At 67.3% G+C, this 18,599-nt stretch carries 19 protein-coding genes; 7 read left to right on the top strand and 12 right to left on the bottom strand.

The window, feature by feature from the left end:
• Positions 1-53: 53 nt before the first annotated feature.
• Positions 54-935 carry a TolB family protein gene (locus tag AC5P9C_RS06645; protein WP_414614995.1) on the bottom strand — a complete coding sequence of 294 codons (882 nt, stop codon included), beginning with the start codon at positions 933-935 and terminating at the stop codon, positions 54-56.
• On the bottom strand, positions 932-1,972 hold the full coding sequence (locus AC5P9C_RS06640; RefSeq protein ID WP_495205116.1) for a hypothetical protein: 1,041 nt from the start codon (positions 1,970-1,972) through the stop codon (positions 932-934). The genes AC5P9C_RS06645 and AC5P9C_RS06640 overlap by 4 nt, the downstream gene beginning before the upstream one ends.
• A 91-nt stretch (positions 1,973-2,063) precedes the next feature.
• Between AC5P9C_RS06640 and AC5P9C_RS06635 the strand changes: the two genes are divergently transcribed.
• Genes AC5P9C_RS06635 through AC5P9C_RS06620 form a run of 4 tightly spaced genes read left to right on the top strand, consistent with a single transcriptional unit; the run spans position 2,064 to position 4,111 of the window.
• On the top strand, positions 2,064-2,990 hold the full coding sequence (locus AC5P9C_RS06635) for a LysR substrate-binding domain-containing protein (protein ID WP_164688454.1): 927 nt from the start codon (positions 2,064-2,066) through the stop codon (positions 2,988-2,990).
• Entirely contained in the window at positions 2,987-3,448 is a 462-nt protein-coding gene (locus AC5P9C_RS06630; protein ID WP_150826664.1) for a helix-turn-helix domain-containing protein, read from the top strand. Before AC5P9C_RS06635 ends, AC5P9C_RS06630 begins: the two co-directional genes overlap by 4 nt.
• A gap of 10 nt (positions 3,449-3,458) precedes the next feature.
• Positions 3,459-3,884: a VOC family protein gene (locus tag AC5P9C_RS06625; protein WP_057494839.1), complete on the top strand. Its 426-nt coding sequence runs from the start codon at positions 3,459-3,461 to the stop codon at positions 3,882-3,884.
• A complete protein-coding gene (locus AC5P9C_RS06620) occupies positions 3,881-4,111 on the top strand; it encodes a hypothetical protein (protein ID WP_343542534.1) in 231 nt (76 codons plus the stop codon). Before AC5P9C_RS06625 ends, AC5P9C_RS06620 begins: the two co-directional genes overlap by 4 nt.
• 7 nt (positions 4,112-4,118) lie before the next feature.
• On the opposite strand, the gene AC5P9C_RS06615 is transcribed toward AC5P9C_RS06620, so the two are convergent.
• Positions 4,119-4,814 (bottom strand): HAD family hydrolase, encoded by a 696-nt coding sequence (locus AC5P9C_RS06615; RefSeq protein WP_049467213.1) that lies wholly within the window; start codon positions 4,812-4,814, stop codon positions 4,119-4,121.
• A gap of 85 nt (positions 4,815-4,899) precedes the next feature.
• Here AC5P9C_RS06615 and AC5P9C_RS06610 point away from each other — a divergent pair, with 85 nt between their 5' ends.
• The gene (locus AC5P9C_RS06610) at positions 4,900-5,391 is read left to right on the top strand and encodes a hypothetical protein (RefSeq protein WP_244152949.1); all 492 of its coding nucleotides are present in this window, start codon (positions 4,900-4,902) and stop codon (positions 5,389-5,391) included.
• Positions 5,392-5,409: 18 nt separating this feature from the next.
• On the opposite strand, the gene AC5P9C_RS06605 is transcribed toward AC5P9C_RS06610, so the two are convergent.
• A complete protein-coding gene (locus tag AC5P9C_RS06605) occupies positions 5,410-6,150 on the bottom strand; it encodes a DNA/RNA non-specific endonuclease (RefSeq protein WP_049467217.1) in 741 nt (246 codons plus the stop codon).
• Between the two features lie 310 nt (positions 6,151-6,460).
• On the bottom strand, positions 6,461-7,474 hold the full coding sequence (locus AC5P9C_RS06600; RefSeq protein ID WP_343542529.1) for a hypothetical protein: 1,014 nt from the start codon (positions 7,472-7,474) through the stop codon (positions 6,461-6,463).
• Positions 7,475-7,632: 158 nt separating this feature from the next.
• Here AC5P9C_RS06600 and AC5P9C_RS06595 point away from each other — a divergent pair, with 158 nt between their 5' ends.
• Together AC5P9C_RS06595 and AC5P9C_RS06590 are read left to right on the top strand one after the other, a co-directional pair.
• A complete protein-coding gene (locus tag AC5P9C_RS06595) occupies positions 7,633-9,207 on the top strand; it encodes a S15 peptidase family protein (protein ID WP_164688449.1) in 1,575 nt (524 codons plus the stop codon).
• Positions 9,208-9,484: 277 nt separating this feature from the next.
• Positions 9,485-10,378: a retropepsin-like aspartic protease gene (locus AC5P9C_RS06590; RefSeq protein ID WP_343541021.1), complete on the top strand. Its 894-nt coding sequence runs from the start codon at positions 9,485-9,487 to the stop codon at positions 10,376-10,378.
• 17 nt (positions 10,379-10,395) lie between these two features.
• Here the strand turns inward: AC5P9C_RS06590 and AC5P9C_RS06585 are convergent, their stop codons facing one another.
• From AC5P9C_RS06585 to AC5P9C_RS06555, 7 genes are read right to left on the bottom strand one after another with little or no spacing between them, the layout of a single operon-like run.
• A complete protein-coding gene (locus tag AC5P9C_RS06585) occupies positions 10,396-11,415 on the bottom strand; it encodes a sugar kinase (RefSeq protein WP_343541019.1) in 1,020 nt (339 codons plus the stop codon).
• Between the two features lie 10 nt (positions 11,416-11,425).
• A complete protein-coding gene (locus AC5P9C_RS06580) occupies positions 11,426-12,613 on the bottom strand; it encodes a GDSL-type esterase/lipase family protein (RefSeq protein WP_495205115.1) in 1,188 nt (395 codons plus the stop codon).
• A 19-nt stretch (positions 12,614-12,632) separates the two neighbouring features.
• Positions 12,633-13,385, bottom strand: coding sequence for an SDR family NAD(P)-dependent oxidoreductase (locus AC5P9C_RS06575; RefSeq protein ID WP_064238599.1), 753 nt, complete (start codon positions 13,383-13,385; stop codon positions 12,633-12,635).
• Between the two features lie 46 nt (positions 13,386-13,431).
• Positions 13,432-14,736: an MFS transporter gene (locus tag AC5P9C_RS06570; protein WP_343541015.1), complete on the bottom strand. Its 1,305-nt coding sequence runs from the start codon at positions 14,734-14,736 to the stop codon at positions 13,432-13,434.
• Positions 14,733-16,961: an oligoalginate lyase gene (locus AC5P9C_RS06565; protein ID WP_343541013.1), complete on the bottom strand. Its 2,229-nt coding sequence runs from the start codon at positions 16,959-16,961 to the stop codon at positions 14,733-14,735. Before AC5P9C_RS06565 ends, AC5P9C_RS06570 begins: the two co-directional genes overlap by 4 nt.
• Complete coding sequence (locus AC5P9C_RS06560) at positions 16,958-18,283, bottom strand: polysaccharide lyase 6 family protein (protein ID WP_495205114.1); 1,326 nt, start codon at positions 18,281-18,283, stop codon at positions 16,958-16,960. Before AC5P9C_RS06560 ends, AC5P9C_RS06565 begins: the two co-directional genes overlap by 4 nt.
• Positions 18,276-18,563: a hypothetical protein gene (locus tag AC5P9C_RS06555; protein ID WP_414614993.1), complete on the bottom strand. Its 288-nt coding sequence runs from the start codon at positions 18,561-18,563 to the stop codon at positions 18,276-18,278. Before AC5P9C_RS06555 ends, AC5P9C_RS06560 begins: the two co-directional genes overlap by 8 nt.
• Between the last annotated feature and the right edge of the window lie 36 nt (positions 18,564-18,599).

Below are 18,599 nucleotides of genomic sequence, written 5' to 3'. Positions count from 1 at the left end.
GGGTACTCAACCTCTCGACGAACGGGCGCGTGGGAAATCGACACCACCTGCCCTCAGGGTCGCGACATCCGGTAGCGGATGCGGTACAGGTCCAACCCTGCACCGTCCGCGCGCCGCGCCGAATAGGTCAAGGTGTCGGGCTGCGAGCCATCCAGCATCGCGCCGTAGCTGTCGCCGCCGGGCTCGTTCAACGGCGAGGGCAAAGCGTGGCCCGCGTCGTACCGGCCGCCATGGTCGTAGGCAATGAACTGGCGCACCGGTGCACTGCCGAAGTCCAGCGCGCGGGCAAACACCACTGTTCGGCCGTCGCCCAGGAAGGTGGCATCGAACTCCTGCGCTGCGGTATTGAGGTCTCCCGCCAGCGGCCGTGCCGGCTGCGCGACGCCGCCGATCATCGCCGCGCTGTAGAGGTCATGGCCGCCGGCACCGCCCGCACGATCGCTGGAGAACAACAGCGTACGACCGTCTGGCGAGAGCATCGGCGCGAACTCATCGGCCGCGCTGTTCACTGCGGGGCCAAGATTGACTGGCTCCCCGAATCGACCGTCGCTGCCCATGCTGACCCGATACAGATCGTCGCCGCCCTGGCCGCCTGCTCGATCCGAACAGAAATACACCACGTGGCCATCGGCGGAAAAGGCGGGATCGAAGTCACGGCCCGGCGTGTTGAACGAGACCGGCGTCGCCGGCTGCCAGCGCTGCCCATCGTGGTGGGAGACCCAGATGTCATACCCGCCCGGACCGCCGGGCCGGTTGCGGCTGAACCACAGTGCGGTTTTTCCGTCCGGGCTCAAGGTGAGTCGAATCTCGTCGTACTGCGTGGATGCAACGCCCGGGGCAAAGCGTTCGGCGGGGCCGACGATCTGCAGCGGCCTTGATTGAGACGCAGCAGGCGACGCAGCAACCAGCAGCATCACGGCCAGCAGCGCCTTCATGCGCGTCGCTCGAAGTCGCTGACCCAGTTGGTTTCCCAACTGCGTCCACCATCGGCCGAGGCCGCCTGTTCCCAGCGCGCCGAACGCGGGGTGATGCGTGACCAGAGCACCCGCGTCTGGATCGCGCGACCGTTGTGCAGGTCTTCGCCGAAGAAGCGCCCGACACCGGCCTCGAAGCCACCACGCAGTGGCGCGCCGATCCGGGTCGGCTCCCGGCCATCCAGCCACCAGCTCAGCCAGTGCTGCCCGGTTGCGTCCCAGGCGCGGATGCCCATGCCGCGCAGCGGCGCCCCAGGCACGTCCATCAGGTTGTCACCCACGTTGCCGAATCCCCCCAGCACCGGCCAGTTGTGCAGGGTGCCGTCGAACGTCTCCCAGGCGTCGCTGCCTGCCAGCCGAGCACGCAGGCGGCGATGGCGCACGTTCCAGTGGCCCGCAAGGAAATCAAAATCGGCCGGCGCATCCGGCAGCGCCGGAAGTGCCGACGGCACCGCAGCGGTGCGGTGGAACCAGTTGCGCCAGTTCACTTCCCAGTGCGCGCCCCCGTCAGCGGAGAAGGCCTGTTCCCACCACGGCACTTCGCCATGGATGTCATGCCAGCGGAACCAGACGTCGATGGGGCGCCCCTTGAAGTGGTCGCGTCCGCGGAAGCTGCCGCCATCGCCGTCGAAGGCTCCCCGCACGGGCACTTCGATATGGGCAGGGTTGCGGCCATCGATCCACCAGATCGACCACGTGGACGACACTGGATCAAACGCACGCACGCCCAGGCCCCTGTAGGGACCGGAGGGCAGCGCCATGACGTTGTCATCGATGGTGCCGAGCCCGCCCAGGGTGAGCCAGACCGCGCTGGCGCCGGTGAATGCCTCCCAGCGGGTATCGCCCACGAGGCGCTCCTTGAGGCGTTGGTGCCGGACCTGCCAGTTGCCCTGCAACCATTTCCAGTCAGCGGTGGGGCTGGCCAGGGCCCACCCGGAGGGCAGCGCGCTGGACGCTGTCGCTGCGGCCACGGTGGCCAGGAACTGCCGTCGATCCATCTGCGTGATCCGTTACCGAAGGTGCTTCCATCGTTGCGGGTGCGAGGGGGATTGACCACGCGGATATCGGGGCTCAGGCTAAGCCACACTTATGGTGACCCAACGCCAGCTGCCATCGCTTGTCGCCATCCGCGCCTTCGAGGCGGCGGCGCGGCTGGGCAGTTTCGCCCGCGCGGCCGAAGAGCTCGATACCAGCGCAGCATCGGTGAGCTATCACGTGCGCCGGCTGGAGGCGCAGACCGGCACCTGCCTGTTCCTGCGCCATGCACAGCATGTGGAATTGACCGCCGCCGGTGCGAGCGTCGCAGTGGAGGCCACCCGGGCCTTCGACGCGCTGCGCGCCAGTTTCATGCGTGCCGCTGACATGGATGCAGCACGACTGCGCCTGTCCGTGCTGCCGACGCTGGGCACCAGCTGGTTGACGCCGCGCCTGGGCGGCTTCCGCGCGCGCCATCGAAGCATTGTGCTGGAACTGGACCTGTCGGCAGAGCCGCAGGACCTGGCCGCCGGGCGTTTCGATGCCGCCATCCGCAACGGGCAGGGTGCGTGGCCCGGGCTGCAGGCCACGCCCCTGTTCCCCAGCATTTTCACCCCGCTGTGCGCACCGGCGCTGCTGCCGGCGGCGGCCGGGCTCGGTCGCCGGGCGCTGGACGTTCCGCTGCTCGGCCGGCGCGACTGGTGGGCCCTGTGGTTCTCCGCACAGGGTGCAGTTCCGCCGCCGGCGGAGGAGAGCTTCGTCAGTCCCTTTGCGGTGGAGCATCTGGATATCGGCGCCGCCATCGCTGGTCAGGGCATCGCCATCGGCTCGCCGATCCTGTTCCAGGCCGAGCTCGACAGCGGCCGGCTGGTGCAGGCACATCCGGGTGTGGCCGGCGACGGGCGCAGCTTCTGGTTCGTGGCGCCCACTGCACGGAGCGGCAGCGCCAAGGTCACTGCATTCCGTGACTGGCTGGTCGAGCAGGCCGGCGAAGCGCGGCATGCAGCACGCCATCAACTGGCCCGCGCCGGCCTGCCATGAACCAGAGCCCCGAACTGCTGCGGCGCCTGCTGCGCGCCAAGGACCGGATCGACCACGCCAGTCACGAGGACTGGCCAGTGGCCCGCCTGGCCGAGGTCAGCGCCGTATCTGCCGCGCATTTCGCGCGCTCGTTCAAGCAGGCCTTCGGCCTGCCACCGCATCGTTACCTGCTCAGCCGCCGCATCGAACGGGCCGTGGCGATGTTGCGTGACACCGATCTTCCGGTCACCGAGATCGCCGCGCAGACCGGCTGGAGCAGCTTGGGTACCTTTGGCCGCATCTTCCGCGACATCACCGGTGACAGCCCGGGCAATGTGCGCGAGCGCGAGCGCGCAGGCCAGGCGAGGGCCACCAGCGTGCCGGAATGCCATGCACGCGCCGCCCAGCGCCCGGACCTGAAGACCGCAGTTTTGGAGAAGCGCCGTCGACAAGCGGTTGCTAACGTGGACCCCACCTGAGGGAGGTCCCATGACAAACACGGTGAACACGGTCGGCCTGTATGTACGCGACCAGGATGAGGCGCTCGCGTTCTACGTCGGCACGCTCGGCTTCGAAGTGCATACCGACGTGCGCAATGGCAGCTACCGTTGGCTGACGGTACGCAGCCCCGGCCAGGATGGATTCCAGCTGGGGCTGTTCGTGCCCGGTCCACCTGCCCACGACGCGGCCACTGCACAGGCGCTGCAGCAGCTGGTCGCCAAGGGGGCGATGCCGCCGCTGGTACTCGCAGTGGAGGACTGCCACGCGCGCTACGCGGAATGGCAGGCAAAGGGCGTCGAGTTCACCCAGGAACCGGTCGAACGCTACGGCGCCATCGATGCGGGGTTCCGCGACCCGTCCGGCAACGGCTGGAAGATGATCGAAGCCCGCTCCGAAGCGAGGCGCCGTCCATGAGCCGGGGGCGCTGGGCGCGGCCCGTGCATCGCTGGACCTCGATCGTCTTCACCCTGGCGGTGATCGCTAACTTCGCCGTGCGTGGGCTGGGGCACGGCGAGCCTGCAGCGTGGATCACCTATTCGCCGCTGCCGCCGTTGTTCCTGCAGCTGTTCACTGGCCTGTACCTGTTCGCGCTGCATTACACCGGGAAACGCCGCAGCGCCGCACTGGGCGCTGCGGGCTGAGGCCGCCTCAGGCGGCGACGTCGGCGGCGTAGGCCGCAAGCAATGCCGGCAGCTGCTCCATGCGCTGGAAGATCACTTTCGCGCCCGCAGCGCGCAGGGCCTCGGGCGTACTGTGGTGCGGGCCGCCTTCGCTGAAGCCGAACACGGTGGCGCCAGCGGCAACGCCGGCAGTGGCGCCGGTAACGGTGTCCTCGATGACCGCACAGCGCGCCGGGTCCACACCCAGCGCGGCGGCCGCGGCCAGGTACACGTCCGGGTGCGGCTTGGTCCGCGGCATGTCCTGGCCGCTGAACACGTTGTTGCCGAAGGCATCCAGCATGCCAACCTTGCCCAGCTGCAGTTTGACCTTGAACAGGTCGGCGCCGGAGGCGCAGGCAATGCGGCCACCGGTAGCCGCAGCAATCGCACGCACGGCCTCGGGCGCCCCCTGGATCGGCTCCAGATCCCGTTCCAGCGCCCGGTTGCGCTGCTGGCGGAACTCCTCCAGCCATTCCTCGGTGAACGGCTTGCCGGTGCGCTCTGCGATCAGCCCGGCCAGATGGGCCACGGACTGGCCGAGGAAGACTTCACCCGCCTGCGCCGGGGTCAGCGCCCAGCCGCGAGCGGTCAGCATTTCCGAAAGGACCCGGGCCACCAGTGGCTCGGAATCGACCAGTACGCCGTCACAGTCGAACAGCACGGCATCGAAGGGGAAACGGGACATCTACTACTCCGGAACAGCCAAAAGGGCGACGTACGCGTCATTTTCCCACAGGAGGGCGGGCAGGGCACGCTGGCCACAGGCCTTGGTGCCGGCGCTGCTGATGCAGCGGCGCATCCGTGCCGAGGGCGTGCACCATCACCTCATCAGTGCCAGCATCGCCGGCGCGGTGACGCTGGTGGCCGGTAGCTGCGTGCTTCCCATCCTGGCGTTGCACTTGCCTGCGGCAATCTCGCCTGGCGAGTTCATCATGCCGGTTTTCGATGGGCCCGCGCAGTTGCAGATTGCCAGCCTGATCGTGCTGGTGTGCTGCGCACTGGCCACGTTTGCCGGCCTTTGGGCCAGCGAGCTGTCACCGCGACCCGCATCGATGGTGCGCACGATGGTGGTGTCGCTGGTCCTGCTTGCTACCTCCCTGCTGATCAGCCTGGCCGGCGTGGCGTATCTGCTGCGAATGCTGTCCGCTGGGGTACCGACGATCGGGCGCGGGCTTGCCTTGGCCGTGCTCATCGGCGCCGTACTGCAGTTCCTGTTCGCCAGAGTGCTGGCGTCACGATGGCTGCGCGCACAGGCATCGTGACGTTCCTCTACCCGCCGATCAGCCCAGGTCACACCCGGCCGGCTGCGGCCAGGTGGTGGCCGGCAGCATGTTCTTCAGCGAGGCCGGTGCGTTGATCGCCACGTAGCTGGCGCCCAGCAGTTCCTCCAGATCGGCGATCGTCACCAGGTAGTTGTCCAGGCTGCCCAGGTTGGCCTCGTTGGGGATGATCCAGCTGATCGCCTTGGCGGTGCCGGTGTTCGGGTCGCGGGTGATGATCGTTTTCCAGAAGAACTCCGGCGTCGGGATGCCGTGGCTGGCCAGGAAATAGTCGTTGGCAGCATCGCCGTACACCACGCCACCGTAGACGTCCACCGGCGCGATGTCGCGGTAGCACTCGGCCACGTTCTCGGCCTTCACCCAGATGCCCTGGTTGAAGCTGGACACCTGCGGCACGATGTTGGTCATGTAGTTGGCGCGGCGGATGTAGGTCGCGTCGTAGTCCATGTGGTTGGACGTGACCAGGTGGCCACGGTCATAACCGGACTTGATGCTGGCATAGGACGCGGTGCTGGTCTGGCCCAGGCAGCCGGCCGGCAGGTCCGGGTCCTTGTAGAAGCTGGACGGCCGTGCGGCGGAGCCGGTATCGGCCGTGAGCGTGTACTCATAGCGGGTGGCGCTGTGGATGCTGCAGTCATAGGTGAGCACGAAGCCACCCTTGTTGAGGGTGACCACCTGGGCCTGGGCAGCGCCGGCGACGGCGCTGAGGACGAACGCGAGGAAGAAGCTTGCAAGGCGCATTGCGGTTCTCCGGCAGAAGATTCAGGACGCAGCCACCCGTCACGCCCTGGCCGTGGCAAGGTCATGCGGAGATGCTGCGGAGACGGGTGCTGCGGATTGCGGTGGGACTTGACCGCGCTGTTGGGCCATCAGCCCTGCGGTGTCGTAAGCGTCACAAGCTGTCGTCTTTCGGTCAACGACGAAAAGACGAAGCTGTGACCGCCCGCAAGCACTGGAGAGGTGTCAGATCACGCGGCCGGTGGCTGACATGCGCGCGTGCTAGGCGCCCGCTGGATGTGCAAGCTGCGGACTGAACCTTCGGCGGCGGGCATCAAAAGGACGCTTCCGGTCCCTCGTCCGGCGCCAGGCATGCGGCCTTGCTTTGCTCGGTCGAGTGCGCAATGGCCGCCTCGCCGAAACCGCTTCGGCTCAACCACAAACGATTCCAGCGGACGAGTGCGTCGCTGTCGCGTGCCAGGCAGGCATAGCGGACGATCGATTCCAGGTTGTCGATGGTCGGGTAACGCTGGGCGATTTCGTCCAGTCCCTGGCGCATCAGCGGCCAATCGGGATTCGCTGCGCGGAAGTGATCGGCCGAGTACCCGGTGGCGGACCAGTACAGCCGTGCGTAGCGCATGGCCCGTTTCCTCTTCGGCGCACTCGCCATCGAGTGCCGAGCGAAGGCTTCCATCTTCTGCGCGCTGCCGCCCCAGGCCGGCGTGAAGTGCTCCATAGCAATGAGGTGCAGTGGCTCGTAGTCGGGGAAGGCCTTCGCTGCGCGATCGACGAGCGCCAGCATTTCGTCGTCATCCGCGCTTTCGCGCAGCGCGATCAGCACGCTCATCTCGTGCCAGAACGGGTCGACGCCGGCAACGTCCTCATGTGATTGCAGATAGGCCCGCGAAACCGCGTTGTACTCATGGAACTGAGCCCAGTCTTCGGCGTTGACGGTGTTGGCGTATCCGTTGCCACGGTAGCTCCAGGCCAGATTGAGTGGAATTCGTGCGGTGATCAGGTGCGCCGCCGGCGACTTCGGCGCGTGCTGAACCCAGCGCGCGGCCCATGCAGACCAGTCGTTCCAGGCCTGCACCTCCTGCCGCGACGTGCCGATTGCACGCGACATGCAGATGTAGAAACGGCCGAGCCTGGATTGGCCGGCGGCGTTGAGCTCGCCCTTGCGGAAACGCGCGGCCATCGCGTCGAGTGCGGCAAAGTCGTCGCTGGCCATCAGCCGCGCAATCTCCGCGCAGTCGTCGGTTGGTTCGGGGGCATCTTCCGCCATCACAGAGGGGGCGAACAGACAGGCCACGCTGGATAGCGTGCCTGCGAAGAGCATCCTGCGCATCGGGGCGTCCTTGCTTTGGTGGGAGCCTGCGGAGGGCCCGCAGTGCCGCGAAGCATAGCAAGTCGCGATTTGCGCCATGCTGCGTCGCAAGGTGCCAGCCACCATGCGCACTGGTACGGTCCGATCCGTTGCACCACCACCGACGGGGAGAGACGACGATGCGCAAGGTATTGCTGCTGTTGATCCTGCTGACCGGGCTGGCGCCCACGGCCCATGCGGCCACGGTCAAGACCACCCATCGCACCCTCCCGGGCTGGGATGGCACGCCCCTCGGGGCCTTCGTCATCGAACCCCAGGACGGCGGCGCCGGGCGCTATCCGCTGCTGGTGATGCCCAGCAGCTGGGCGGTCCCCAGCGTGGAGTACGTGGGGGTGGCGCAGTCGCTGGCGCAGCGCGGCTATGTGGTCATCAGCTACAGCTCGCGCGGTTTCTGGGAGTCGGGTGGCAGCATCGACATCGCCGGGCCCGCCACGGTGGAGGATGTCAGCGCCCTGATCGACTGGGCGCTGGCCAACACCCGGGCCGATCCAGCAAAAATCGGTGTCTCGGGCATCTCCTACGGCGCCGGCACCAGCCTGCTGGCCGCAGCGCGCGACCCGCGCATCAAGGCGGTTGCGGCGCTGAGCGGCTGGGCTGACCTGCAGGCGTCGCTGTACAGCAACGACACCCCCAGCGCGCAGGGCATCGCCCTGTTGGTGGCCGCAGGGCTGGCCACTGGCCGCCCCGGGGCGGAACTGGCCACCATCAACCGCAATGTGCTGGTCGGCAACTATCAGGGGGCGGTAGAGTCATTGCTGCCGGTGGCGGCGCAGCGCAGCCCGGCGGCCAGCCTGGATGAGATCAACGCCCACCGGCCTGCGGTGTTCCTGGCCAACGCCTTCAACGACAGCCTGTTCCCGCCGGGCCAGCTGGTGGACTTTTTCAACGGGCTGAAGGGACCCAAGCAGCTGCAGCTGCGCCATGGCGACCACGCGCTGAACGAGGCCCTTGGCGCGTTCGGCATTCCCAACGAGGTGTATGCGGCCGTGGGCGACTGGTTCGATCACTACCTGAAGGGTGAAGCCAATGGCATCGAGCGCCAGGCGCCGGTGCAGCTGAAGTCGCAGAAGGGCAGCTGGAGCCACTACCCGGACTGGCAGGCGACGCAGACGGGCGCCGTCAGCTACGGGCTGACCGCGCCGAGCGGGCTGTTGCAGCCCACCGGCGGATTGGCGGCGAACGGGGGCGGCACCGGCTGGAGCTACCGCATCGGCAGCGGCCTGCTGACGGCCGCCAACTCCGGCGTAGTGATGGCATCGGGCGCGCTGCAGATGATCAACCTGCCGCCAGGCGCCTATGTGCCCTTCGTCGGCCGCAACGCCGCCGGTGTCTGGCAGGGGCCGGTGTACTGGAGTGCACGCCGTCTGGATGGCGCGCCGGAAGTACGGATGACGGTCACGCCAAGCCGCGCCGACACCACGCTGTATGCCTATCTCTATGCCGAGGACGTGCTGGGCAATGGCCAGCTGATCAGCCACAAGCCGTACACCCTGCGGGGTGCCACGCCGGGCCAGCCCAGGACCATCGACCTGCGATTGGAAGCCAGCAGCTGGAACATTCCGGCCGGCAGCCGCCTGACCCTGGTGGTGGATACCGTGGACCTGCGCTATGCGGGCATCAGCCAGCTGGGCGGTACGCTGACTTTCAGCTCCCCGGCCAACGCGCCGTCGGTGCTGAAGGTACCCCTGCATTGAAGCAGGGCGCGCCCGCTGGGGCGGGCGCGTTCCTTTGGGCTGGAAGACTGCGCCACTGGTGTTGCTTCCGGGCAAGGAGTGATGTTCCGGATTGCCGCCATGAAGGCGACATGAGGGGCACGGCAGCGCTGGAGGCGTGGCTCTCCGGACAGTGATCAGGTCCTGCTGGACTGCGGGCGCCGCTGTGCGGGTGCATTAAACCTTTCTGCCGGCAGCGGCATCCAACCCGCATGAGCACGGCATCCGCTGCGGCTCCACTGGAGGAAGGACCCCTTCGATGCGCCTGCTGCCACGTACTGCGTTCCAATGCACGATGCTGATCCTGCTGGTGGCTCCCGCGGCGGGTGCTGCGGTTACCGACATTCCCTTCGAGCAGGGCAAGGATCACCGGATCTATGTCGAGGGCACGATCAACGGCTCGCGACCGCTGCGCTTTCTCGTCGATACCGGCGCCTCGGCCGTGGCCGTGGCCCGGCGCGTCCAGCAGGACGCGAAACTGGTCATTGACGACCGGAGCGAGAACACCGGCTCCGACGGGGTCACGTTCCTCGACTACAGCACGCACAACGTGGTCCAGGTCGGTCCGGTGCGGAGGCCGATGGGGGCCGTAGTGGTCGACTACCAGGGGCGGCCCTTCGATGCGGTCCTGGGCTGGACGTTCTTCCAGGGCAAGGTGCTGGAGATCGACTACGACCGCAGCCTGCTGCGCGTGCACGACGGGCTTCCCGATCTCACCGGGTATACCCAGGCCCACGTGCGCTGGATCGACAATACCCCGGCCGTCCAGGTTACGCTCGGCAATGGCAGCGATGTCTTTGCTCCTTGGCTCGCGCTGGACACTGGCAGCAATGGCAGCATCGACCTGACCTACGCATTCGGCGCCCGCCATCATCTGCAGCAGGCATTTCCGGAGCGGTTGGGAACATCACAGTTCAGCGGCAGCGCCGGGCGGAAGATCCGTGCGGTGGATGTCAGGGTACCCGTGGTCGCCATTTCGGCCCTGCCGCTGAACGGGGCGAAGGCGTCGATCACGATCGACGACGACGGTTCCAGTGGCGATGGGACGCTCGGCAGCGAAATCCTGCAGCAGTTCAACATCATGCTGGACACCCGTTCCGGTGCCATCTATCTGCGGCCGAATCGGCGCTCGGCCACCCATCGGCCGGAATGAGCGAGCGCGTTGTGCGTTCAGCGCCGGACATCTGCGCCTGCATTGTCCAGCAGCGCCAGCACCTGCGCCTCGGCGACCGGGTTGAAGTCTCCGGGGATGGAGTGCTTCAAGGCGCCTGACGCCAGTCCGAACGCCACCGTGCTTTCCGCGTCGAATCCGGACAGCAATCCGTGCAGGATGCCGGCAGCGAACGCGTCGCCGCCGCCGATCCGGTCGACGATGCCAGGCAGGGGGCGCGGTGGTGCCTGCGCCCGCGTCCCGTCGCGTCCCAACAGAAGCGCGCCCAGGCGGTGATGGTCGGCACTCACCACGTCGCGCTGGGTGCAGGCCAGCCACTGCAGGTGCGGGAAGGCGGCAAACGCGGCGGCCGCAGCCGCTACGGTTCGGGCGACCGCATCGTCCTGCGCAAAGTGCAGCCCCAACACCCGTTCAATATCCCGGTGATCGGCAAAGACGATGTCCGCCCCGGCGAAGAGCTCGCGCAGGATCGCCGCGGCGTCGCCGTCCCAGCGTCGCCACAGCGAGGGACGGTAATTGCCGTCGAACGATACCCGGACACCGGCCGCGCGAGCCGCATGCACGGCACCCAGCACCGACTCGGCCACGTTGGCGCCCAGCGCCGGGCTCACGCCCGAGACATGCAGCAGGTGCGCGCCGGACAGCAGAGCAGGCCACGGATGATCCTTGGCGCTGCTGTTTGCGAATGCGGACCCGGCCCGGTCGTACACCACTTCACTGGCCCGCTGCACCGCGCCGGTTGCCAGGAAGTACAGGCCCATGCGTTCATTCTCCACTTCACGCACGCCGGCCACGCCCACGCCATGCCGCCGCAGCTCGGCCACGGCGTGCCGGCCCAGCGCGTTGGCAGGTACCGTGCTGACCATCTGCACCTCGTGGCCAAGGTGGGCCAGCGAGACCGCGACGTTGGCTTCGGCGCCCCCCACATGCACCTGCAGCTGCGGCGTCTGCAGCAGCAGTTCACGACCGGGCGCGCCCAGGCGCAGCAGCAACTCACCGAAACAAACGACGCGGCTCATCGGTTCTCTCTCACTCGGGGGTGGTGCAGCCCAGCATGCGCAGATCGATGGCATCGGCCATGCGCCGGTAGCCTTCGTCGTTGGGATGCAGATGGTCGCGGGTGATGTCGCTGGGCAACGATTCCGCGGCCTTCGGGTCACGCAGGGCGGCATCGAAATCGACGATGCCATCGAAGCCGCTGTTGCCGGCGCGTGCCCACTGGTTGATCGTGATGCGGGTCGCCGCCGACACGGGCTCGTAGCGCTCGGAACCGCCGAACGGGGTCAGTGTGCCCAGCCAGGCGCGGATGCCGTGCGCATGCAGTCGCGTCGCAACCTGCTGATAGCCCTGCATCATGTCCGCCGCGTTGCGTCCGGGTACTGGCTGGGCGCCGCCACCGTGGCGGATGTCATTGATGCCTTCCAGCAGGATCACCTGATCGGCGTCGGCCACTGCAATCACATCGCGATCCAGGCGGGACAGCGCGCTGTGGCTGCGGCCAGGGTCGAGCAGCTTGTTGCCGCTGATGCCCTGATTGAGCACGACAAAGCGATCAGGACATGCCTGCTGCAGGCGCTGCGCCAACCGTTCCGGCCACTGGTTGAAGGTGCCGCGTCGCGCAGTGGCGCCTTCCGTGATCGAGTCGCCGAGCGCCACGATCACCTGCGGGCGTTCGGCGCGTTGCACCATGACGGCCGAGAACACGTTCTGCTGGTAGCTCAGCCGTACGCTGTCGGCGACGTCTGTCTGCCTGCCCTCTGCGACCCGCAGCTCGGTGCGGCGCACGGCGGGGCGGGTGGGCTGCGGGAAATAGGCACTCACGCTGATCTCCTGCAGCGCCGCCACCGGCATCCGCACCGGGTCGCTCAGCAGCGCGGCTCCGACCGGCACCTCGATGACCGCGCGGCCATCAACCGTTACCGGCAGCGGTGCGGCCTTGCCGTTCTTCACTCCCACGCGAAGGTCCTCGACCTGCAAGGGCGCCGTGCCGAGCTCGTTGCTGATGCGCAGCCGCAGCGCATCGCCACGGCTGCCAATGCGCATGTCCTGGCGCACGGTCTGTGCGGCGAACTGTACCGGTGACTCTGACGTTCCGTCCTTGCGGTCGGGCGCGGGCGCTGCCGTCCAGGCAGTGACCCACACGGGTGCGGCCCACACAGCGGGCGCCGTCATGGCGGAGCAGAGCGTCAATGAAAACAGAAGTGTCCAGCGCTGCATGGGCAGGTGTCCGCTCAGGTCAGGAGAAGTAGGTGCCGCCGTTGACGTCCAGGTTCGCACCGGTGATGAACGCCGCCGCATCCGAAGCCAGGAACACCGCCGCGTCAGCCGCTTCTTCCGGCATGCCCTGGCGGCGCAGCGGGGTGGCGCCGGCGACGGCGCTGCGCACCTCCGGCTTGGTGAATTCGTCGTGGAAGCGGGTGGCGATCATGCCGCAGCACAGGGCATTGACCCGGATGCCCTTCGGTCCCAGTTCCTTGGCCATGGCGCGGGTAAAGGTCATCACTGCGGCCTTGGCCGTCGCGTAGATCGACGCGCCTGGGCCGCCGCCATCGCGGCCGGCCTGGGAGGCGAAGTTGACGATCGCTGCGCCTTCGCCCATGTGCGGCACCACTGCGTGCGTGGTCAGGTAGGTGGAGGTGAGGTTCAGGTCCATCACGGCGTGGAAGAACGCTGGATCGATCTCGGCCAGCGGACGACGCTGCACCATGCCGCCGGCCACGTTCACCAGCAGGTCGATGCGCGTGCCGAAGGCGGCCTGTGCCGCTGCGACCAGGCCGGCCACGGCTGTGGCATCGGTGACATCAGCGCGGTGCACCATGGCCTGGCCACCTGCCGCGCGGATCTGTGCCAGTGTTTCCTGGGCACTGGCTTCATCATTGGCGTAGTTGATGCAGACGCGTGCACCGGCAGCGGCCAGTTTGAGCGAGACGGCGCGGCCGATATCGCGGCCACCACCGGTGACAATGGCCACCTTGTCCTGGAACGACATGCGGAAAACTCCTTGGTTTGCGGGGGAATGAAAGGGGGACGCGGGCTCAGCCGACGCGGCGGTCGAGCTTGTGGATCGGCCCGGTCCACCACCACAGCGCGGCCAGCGACAGTGGCACCAGTGCGGCGACGAGGATGAAGATCGGGGCGTAGGAATGACGGGTCAGCACCGGCACCAGCCAGGTGGTGATGAGGGTGCCGGCCACTGCGGCCAGGCCGCCCAGGCCAGCGAGGGTGCCAACCGACCGGCCGTCGAACAGGTCACCCGGCAGGGTCTGGATGTTGCCGATGGCCACCTGGAATCCAAACAGCACCGCGGCGATCGCCAGTACCGCAAGCAGCGGCTGGTTGGCCAGCACCGCGCCCAGCAGGGCGGGGGCCATGATCACGCAGCCCAAGGTGATCGCCAGCTTGCGCGCGCGGTCCACGCTGTACCCGGCGCGGATCAGGCGCCCGGACAGCCAGCCACCCCCGAGGCTGCCCAACATCGCGCCTACGAATGGCACCCAGGCGAACAGGCCGATCTGCTTGATGTCGAAACCGAAGGTTTCAGCGAGATAGATCGGCAGCCAGGACACGAACAACCACCAGATGGGGTCCAGCAGGAAGCGGCAGGCCAGCATGCCCCAGCTCTGCCGATGGGCCAGCAGCGCGCGCACGCTGGCCTTGGGCGTTGCCTGCGCCTGCCGCCCGGCCTGGTCTTCCAGGATCAGGCGGCGCTCGGCATCGCTCACCCACGGATGCTTGTCCGGCCCGGCGCGGTAGACCAACAGCCACGGCAACAGCCACAGGAAGCCGATCGCGCCGACCAGCACGAAGGTGCCACGCCAGCCCAGCCACAGGTACAGGCTGGCGATGGCCGGTGCGGAGACGATCGCGCCGATCGACGCGCCGGCATTGAACACGCCCTGTGCCAACGCGCGCTCGCGCGCCGGGAACCATTCGGCGTTGGCCTTCACCGCGCCCGGCCACGCACCCGCTTCGCTGATGCCGAGCATCGCCCGCACCAGGCTGAAGGACAGCATCGAATGGGTGATCGCGTGCAGGGCGATGGAGATCGACCATACGCTGATCGACAGGGCGAAGCCCAGGCGTGTGCCGATCATGTCGAACAGGCGACCGAACAGGAACTGCCCGGTGGCGTAGAACAGCATGAACACCGTTACCAGCAGGGCATAGTCGTCCTTGGTCGCGCCCACTTCTCTGGCGATTTCCGGCCACATCACGGCCAGGGCGTTGCGGTCGATGTAGTTGATGACCGTAGCCACGGCGATCAGGCCCACGATCAGCCAGCGTACTGCTGAACGTACCGGCACCTTGCGCAGGTTGGCCACCGCCGCAGGGCCGTTCATTCGCCGTCCCCCTTGCTGCGGTCCATGCGTGCGTGGCTGCCGCTCCATCGATAGGTGTGGCCGTCGATGGTCACGCTGTGCTCGCCCTGGGCGCTGCTGTCGTCGGCCACGCCCAGGGCGATGCGTGCACCGCTGGCCAGGCGCAGTTCGATCACTTCGGCGTCGCTGCCGCGGCCGCGCACGATCGCCTTGATGCGGCTGTCCGCACCGTGCACGTATTCGGCGGTGCCGTTGTACTCGCCATGGGGTTCCAGCACGCTGAAGAAGGTGACGTCCTTCTGGCCTTCCACGCGCTGCAGCAGGGCCGGCTCACGGCGCAGGTTGAACTCCGGATCGTTCGCGCCGCTCTCCACCAGCAGCGCCTGTGCCGGCGCGCTGCTGCCGAAGCGGTAGGTGTAGAAGCGCCCATCCAGCAGCCACGCCAGCGAACGCGGTTCGCTGCCGGGCGCGCTGCGTGCGTCCAGCCACAGGTGCTGGTAGCCGTTGTCCTTGCCCAGCACCGGGCGCTGGGCGGGGAAGTGCGCGGCCTCGAAGCCGGTGGTGACGATGTGGCCGTTGAAGTGTAGCGGCAGGTCGTAGCGTGCGGCCTTTTCGCCGTGGACCTGCAGCAGGTCCAGCACCACCGGCAGGCCCAGGTCGCGGTGGCGCAGCAGCGCCTGGGTGCGGGTGAACGCCACGCCGGGGTAGGCGTCACGCATGCTCGCCGAGGCGACCTGGGTATCGGCATCGGCCTGGAAGAAGCGCACCTGCGGGGCATGCGCCTCGCCGCGCTTCCAGTCGCCCTGGAAGTGGCTCTGCTCGTCCACCACCAGGGTGTTGTGGGCCACCGTCTGCTTGGCCCAGCTGCGGTTCTCGGCCAGGTAGATGCCGCCACGCTTGGCTTCCACGTTGAGGAAGCGGGCGGCGCCGTAGTCGGTCACCACCGGATTGCCGTTGTCGTAGAACAGCCAGTTGAGCTTGTCGAAGTGGCCATGTCCCATCCCCTGCAGGGTGTCCTTCTGCACCAGCGCCTGGCCGCGTTCGCCGTTCATGCGCAGGATCGCCAGGCCGCCACGGTCGCCGTCGGGACCATCGCGCAGCAGCATCGGGTGGTAATCGAAGGGCCTGGCCCTGTTCGCGGCCAGTGCCTGCGCCACCTGCAGGCCCTCGGGCGACAACAGCAGGCGCTTCTGCTGCTGGGCTACCGACAGCAGTCGGTCGTCCCCGGTGCGTGCATAGGCGATGCCGATGCCGGCCACCAGCTCTTCGGTGTCGATGCCCTTGTCCAGGATGGCATCGTTGATCGGGAAGAACAGGCCGCCATAGCTGGACTGCACCAGCACATCGACAGCCTTCAGCAGTACGCCGTCACGGCGCGCGAAGATCTTCCGCTGCGGCTCGTTGCGTTCGATGGCGTTGGCGAACAGCAGGAACGGCGCCAGTGCATAGCGCTGGTAGTACGGACCTTCCTCGTAGTATCCGTCGGGTGAGAACAGCAGGTCGATCTGGCGAAGGAAGCCGAACCGGTCATCCTTCTGGCTCCCGCGCAGGGATTTCTCCACCAGCTCAGGATCGCGCAGTACATAGCCGGTCATGCCGGTAGCCGCCACCGCCCACGTGGCGTGGTTATGGATCTGGTCGTAGTTCTTCGGCTCGCTGGCGAGGAACCCGGCCATCGGCCGGAACACCTTTGATTCGATGGTGTCGCGGTCATCGGCGGACAGCGCATCACGGATCGCGTCGTAGCCCTGGATGGCGTTGACCAGCCACACCGAATCGTTCAGCACCTGCCAGAAAACGCGTCCGGGGATCTGCCCACGACCTTCGGGATGCGGGCCCAGCGTCGGGTAGAGCCGGGCATACTGCAGCAGCATGTCGCGCGCGTAGTCCACGTAGGCCCTGTCACCGGTCAGCCGATACAACGTGCCGGCCGCGAGCAGGGCCTGGTAATTGCGCTTGTGCTGTTCATGGGTGCGTCCGCCGCCCTTGTCCTTCGGTACCGGTACGTCGATGCCGGCCTTCATCATCTTCTTCAGTGTTGCCTCGGTGCGCGCCTGCTCCTTGGCGAACCATGGGTAACGACTGCCTTCGCTGGCCATCTGCTGCCATTGCGCGGCAGTGACCAGCACCGGCGCGGTGTCGGCCTGCCACGCAGCGGCAGCGGGCGCTGCCAGCAGCGGCGTGGCCGGCAGCAGGGCGAGGGGGGCCGCCAGGGCCAGGGAGACGAACAGCGGCTGCAACCTCATCGATCAACTCCGGTGCTGACGCGTGACAGGGCAATCTCGCCCACCTTGGGATACCAGTCCACGCCGGTCGCCTCGCGCGCGGTCATCGCCAAGGCAGGATCGGCGCCCACCTGGGGCAGCGCAGGCGTGGCAACCCACAACCCGCTGCCAGCCTGCTGCAGGCTGACGCTGCGGCCTTCCACCCCGGCGGGAAACACGCTGCTGGCCGCCGGTGACTGCACGTTGCCACTGAAGGTGATGCCGGCCAGCGAGCTGGCCGTGTTGGGTGGATTCCTGCTGGCGCGATTGACGATCAGGTTGGCGCTGAAGCGGCTGTTGCTGGCGGCCACCACGATGCCCTTGGCTTCATCATGGCCCACGCCGAAGCTGATCTTGGCCACATCCACGAAGGTATTGCGGCTGATCGTGGCATTCACTACCGGTGCGTAACCGGACAGCGGGGGATCGGCCTGTCCATCCATGACGGCCAGCGCGGAGCGGTTGCTGGATCCGGCCAGGCGTTCGAAATAGTTGTTGCTGACGATCTGATCGCCGTTGATGATGCGCACGCCCCCGGTGCCGGCCTTGTCATCGCCGAGGAAGACGTTGCCGATCACCCGGTTGCCGTTGCCATGGCGCAGTGTGAGTGCGCCGGCAGAGCGGTAGAACACGTTGCCGCGATAGGTGTTGCCCCCGGATTTGCTGCTGATGATCTCGGTTTCGCCGTCGCAGCCTTCAAACCAGTTGTTCTCCACCGTGCTGTTGGATGCGCTCAGCGAGGTGTCACTGGTGCCGATGCGGAGGGTTTCACCGCCGTTGACGCCCAGCGCAGGGCGTGGGCCGAACCAGTTGTGGTCGATGCGGTGCTGGTTGTCCAGGCCCTGCGTGGCATCGCGCACTACCACCACGGTGGGCCCCGCGTTGGTCTTGCCGCGCAGCTGGCTATGGTCCAGCCGGTTGTGGCTGCCATACAGCGATACCCAGTAGTCCTGGTCGCCGGGGTCCGGGTTGGTGTAGTTGTCGATGACCAGGCCGCTCACCTGGCTGTGGCTGGCCACCGCCTTGCTGGATTCGCGGAACGCCACCACCGCGTCGCCCGGTGTGTAGCCGTTGCGGAACACCAGGTTGGACACCTGCAGGTAGCTGCCGGCCAGGCGCAGGTCCGACTGCCCGCTGAGGATCACCTTGCCCGGGGTCTGCGCCCGCAGCACGATCGGCGCGGCTGCGGTTCCCTGGCCCTTCAGCAGCAGCCGGGTGTCGGTCCAGGTGCCATCGGCCAGCACGATTTCGTCACCCGGCTGTAACGACGCGGCGGCCGTGTCGAACTCCGCAGCGTCATGCACGAGCCAGCTTGCGGCGGTTGCCGGCAAAGTGGTCAGGCAAAATGCCAGGGCTGTGGTCAGGCGAATAGAGGTCGGGTGGCGCGAATGGCGTGTACTGCGCATGGTGTCCTTCCAGAGACGGCCGCGCCGTCGTTTCAGGGATGAGGTGCAGACCAGTTGCGGGACCTTTGTAAGCCAGTGGATGCGCAAAGTCATGCTGCGTTAGCACATTAAATTGCCGTTGATTGGTATGAAACAATGGCATTCGAAAAAGAACAGACCAGTTGGTTGACATTTTCATGTCCGCATGCCGAAGCTGCGTCCCACGCCTGCCGTG

This window comes from Stenotrophomonas sp. YJH_SMC_10, assembly GCF_059371555.1.
The sequence above is the reverse complement of the archived record's forward strand: the minus strand, read 5'-3'. Positions and strand labels throughout refer to the sequence as shown.

What these genes read in the sequence shown, in the direction of transcription:
- AC5P9C_RS06590 (WP_343541021.1), top strand. Translation starts at nt 9,485, where the DNA reads ATGCGCCTGCTGCCACGTACTGCGTTCCAATGCACGATGCTGATCCTG.
- AC5P9C_RS06630 (WP_150826664.1), top strand. Translation starts at nt 2,987, where the DNA reads ATGAACCAGAGCCCCGAACTGCTGCGGCGCCTGCTGCGCGCCAAGGAC.
- AC5P9C_RS06640 (WP_495205116.1), bottom strand. Translation starts at nt 1,972, where the DNA reads ATGGATCGACGGCAGTTCCTGGCCACCGTGGCCGCAGCGACAGCGTCC.
- AC5P9C_RS06605 (WP_049467217.1), bottom strand. Translation starts at nt 6,150, where the DNA reads ATGCGCCTTGCAAGCTTCTTCCTCGCGTTCGTCCTCAGCGCCGTCGCC.
- AC5P9C_RS06620 (WP_343542534.1), top strand. Translation starts at nt 3,881, where the DNA reads ATGAGCCGGGGGCGCTGGGCGCGGCCCGTGCATCGCTGGACCTCGATC.
- AC5P9C_RS06595 (WP_164688449.1), top strand. Translation starts at nt 7,633, where the DNA reads ATGCGCAAGGTATTGCTGCTGTTGATCCTGCTGACCGGGCTGGCGCCC.
- AC5P9C_RS06645 (WP_414614995.1), bottom strand. Translation starts at nt 935, where the DNA reads ATGAAGGCGCTGCTGGCCGTGATGCTGCTGGTTGCTGCGTCGCCTGCT.
- AC5P9C_RS06555 (WP_414614993.1), bottom strand. Translation starts at nt 18,563, where the DNA reads ATGAAAATGTCAACCAACTGGTCTGTTCTTTTTCGAATGCCATTGTTT.
- AC5P9C_RS06585 (WP_343541019.1), bottom strand. Translation starts at nt 11,415, where the DNA reads ATGAGCCGCGTCGTTTGTTTCGGTGAGTTGCTGCTGCGCCTGGGCGCG.
- AC5P9C_RS06600 (WP_343542529.1), bottom strand. Translation starts at nt 7,474, where the DNA reads ATGCGCAGGATGCTCTTCGCAGGCACGCTATCCAGCGTGGCCTGTCTG.
- AC5P9C_RS06615 (WP_049467213.1), bottom strand. Translation starts at nt 4,814, where the DNA reads ATGTCCCGTTTCCCCTTCGATGCCGTGCTGTTCGACTGTGACGGCGTA.
- AC5P9C_RS06580 (WP_495205115.1), bottom strand. Translation starts at nt 12,613, where the DNA reads ATGCAGCGCTGGACACTTCTGTTTTCATTGACGCTCTGCTCCGCCATG.
- AC5P9C_RS06565 (WP_343541013.1), bottom strand. Translation starts at nt 16,961, where the DNA reads ATGAGGTTGCAGCCGCTGTTCGTCTCCCTGGCCCTGGCGGCCCCCCTC.
- AC5P9C_RS06625 (WP_057494839.1), top strand. Translation starts at nt 3,459, where the DNA reads ATGACAAACACGGTGAACACGGTCGGCCTGTATGTACGCGACCAGGAT.
- AC5P9C_RS06570 (WP_343541015.1), bottom strand. Translation starts at nt 14,736, where the DNA reads ATGAACGGCCCTGCGGCGGTGGCCAACCTGCGCAAGGTGCCGGTACGT.
- AC5P9C_RS06635 (WP_164688454.1), top strand. Translation starts at nt 2,064, where the DNA reads ATGGTGACCCAACGCCAGCTGCCATCGCTTGTCGCCATCCGCGCCTTC.
- AC5P9C_RS06575 (WP_064238599.1), bottom strand. Translation starts at nt 13,385, where the DNA reads ATGTCGTTCCAGGACAAGGTGGCCATTGTCACCGGTGGTGGCCGCGAT.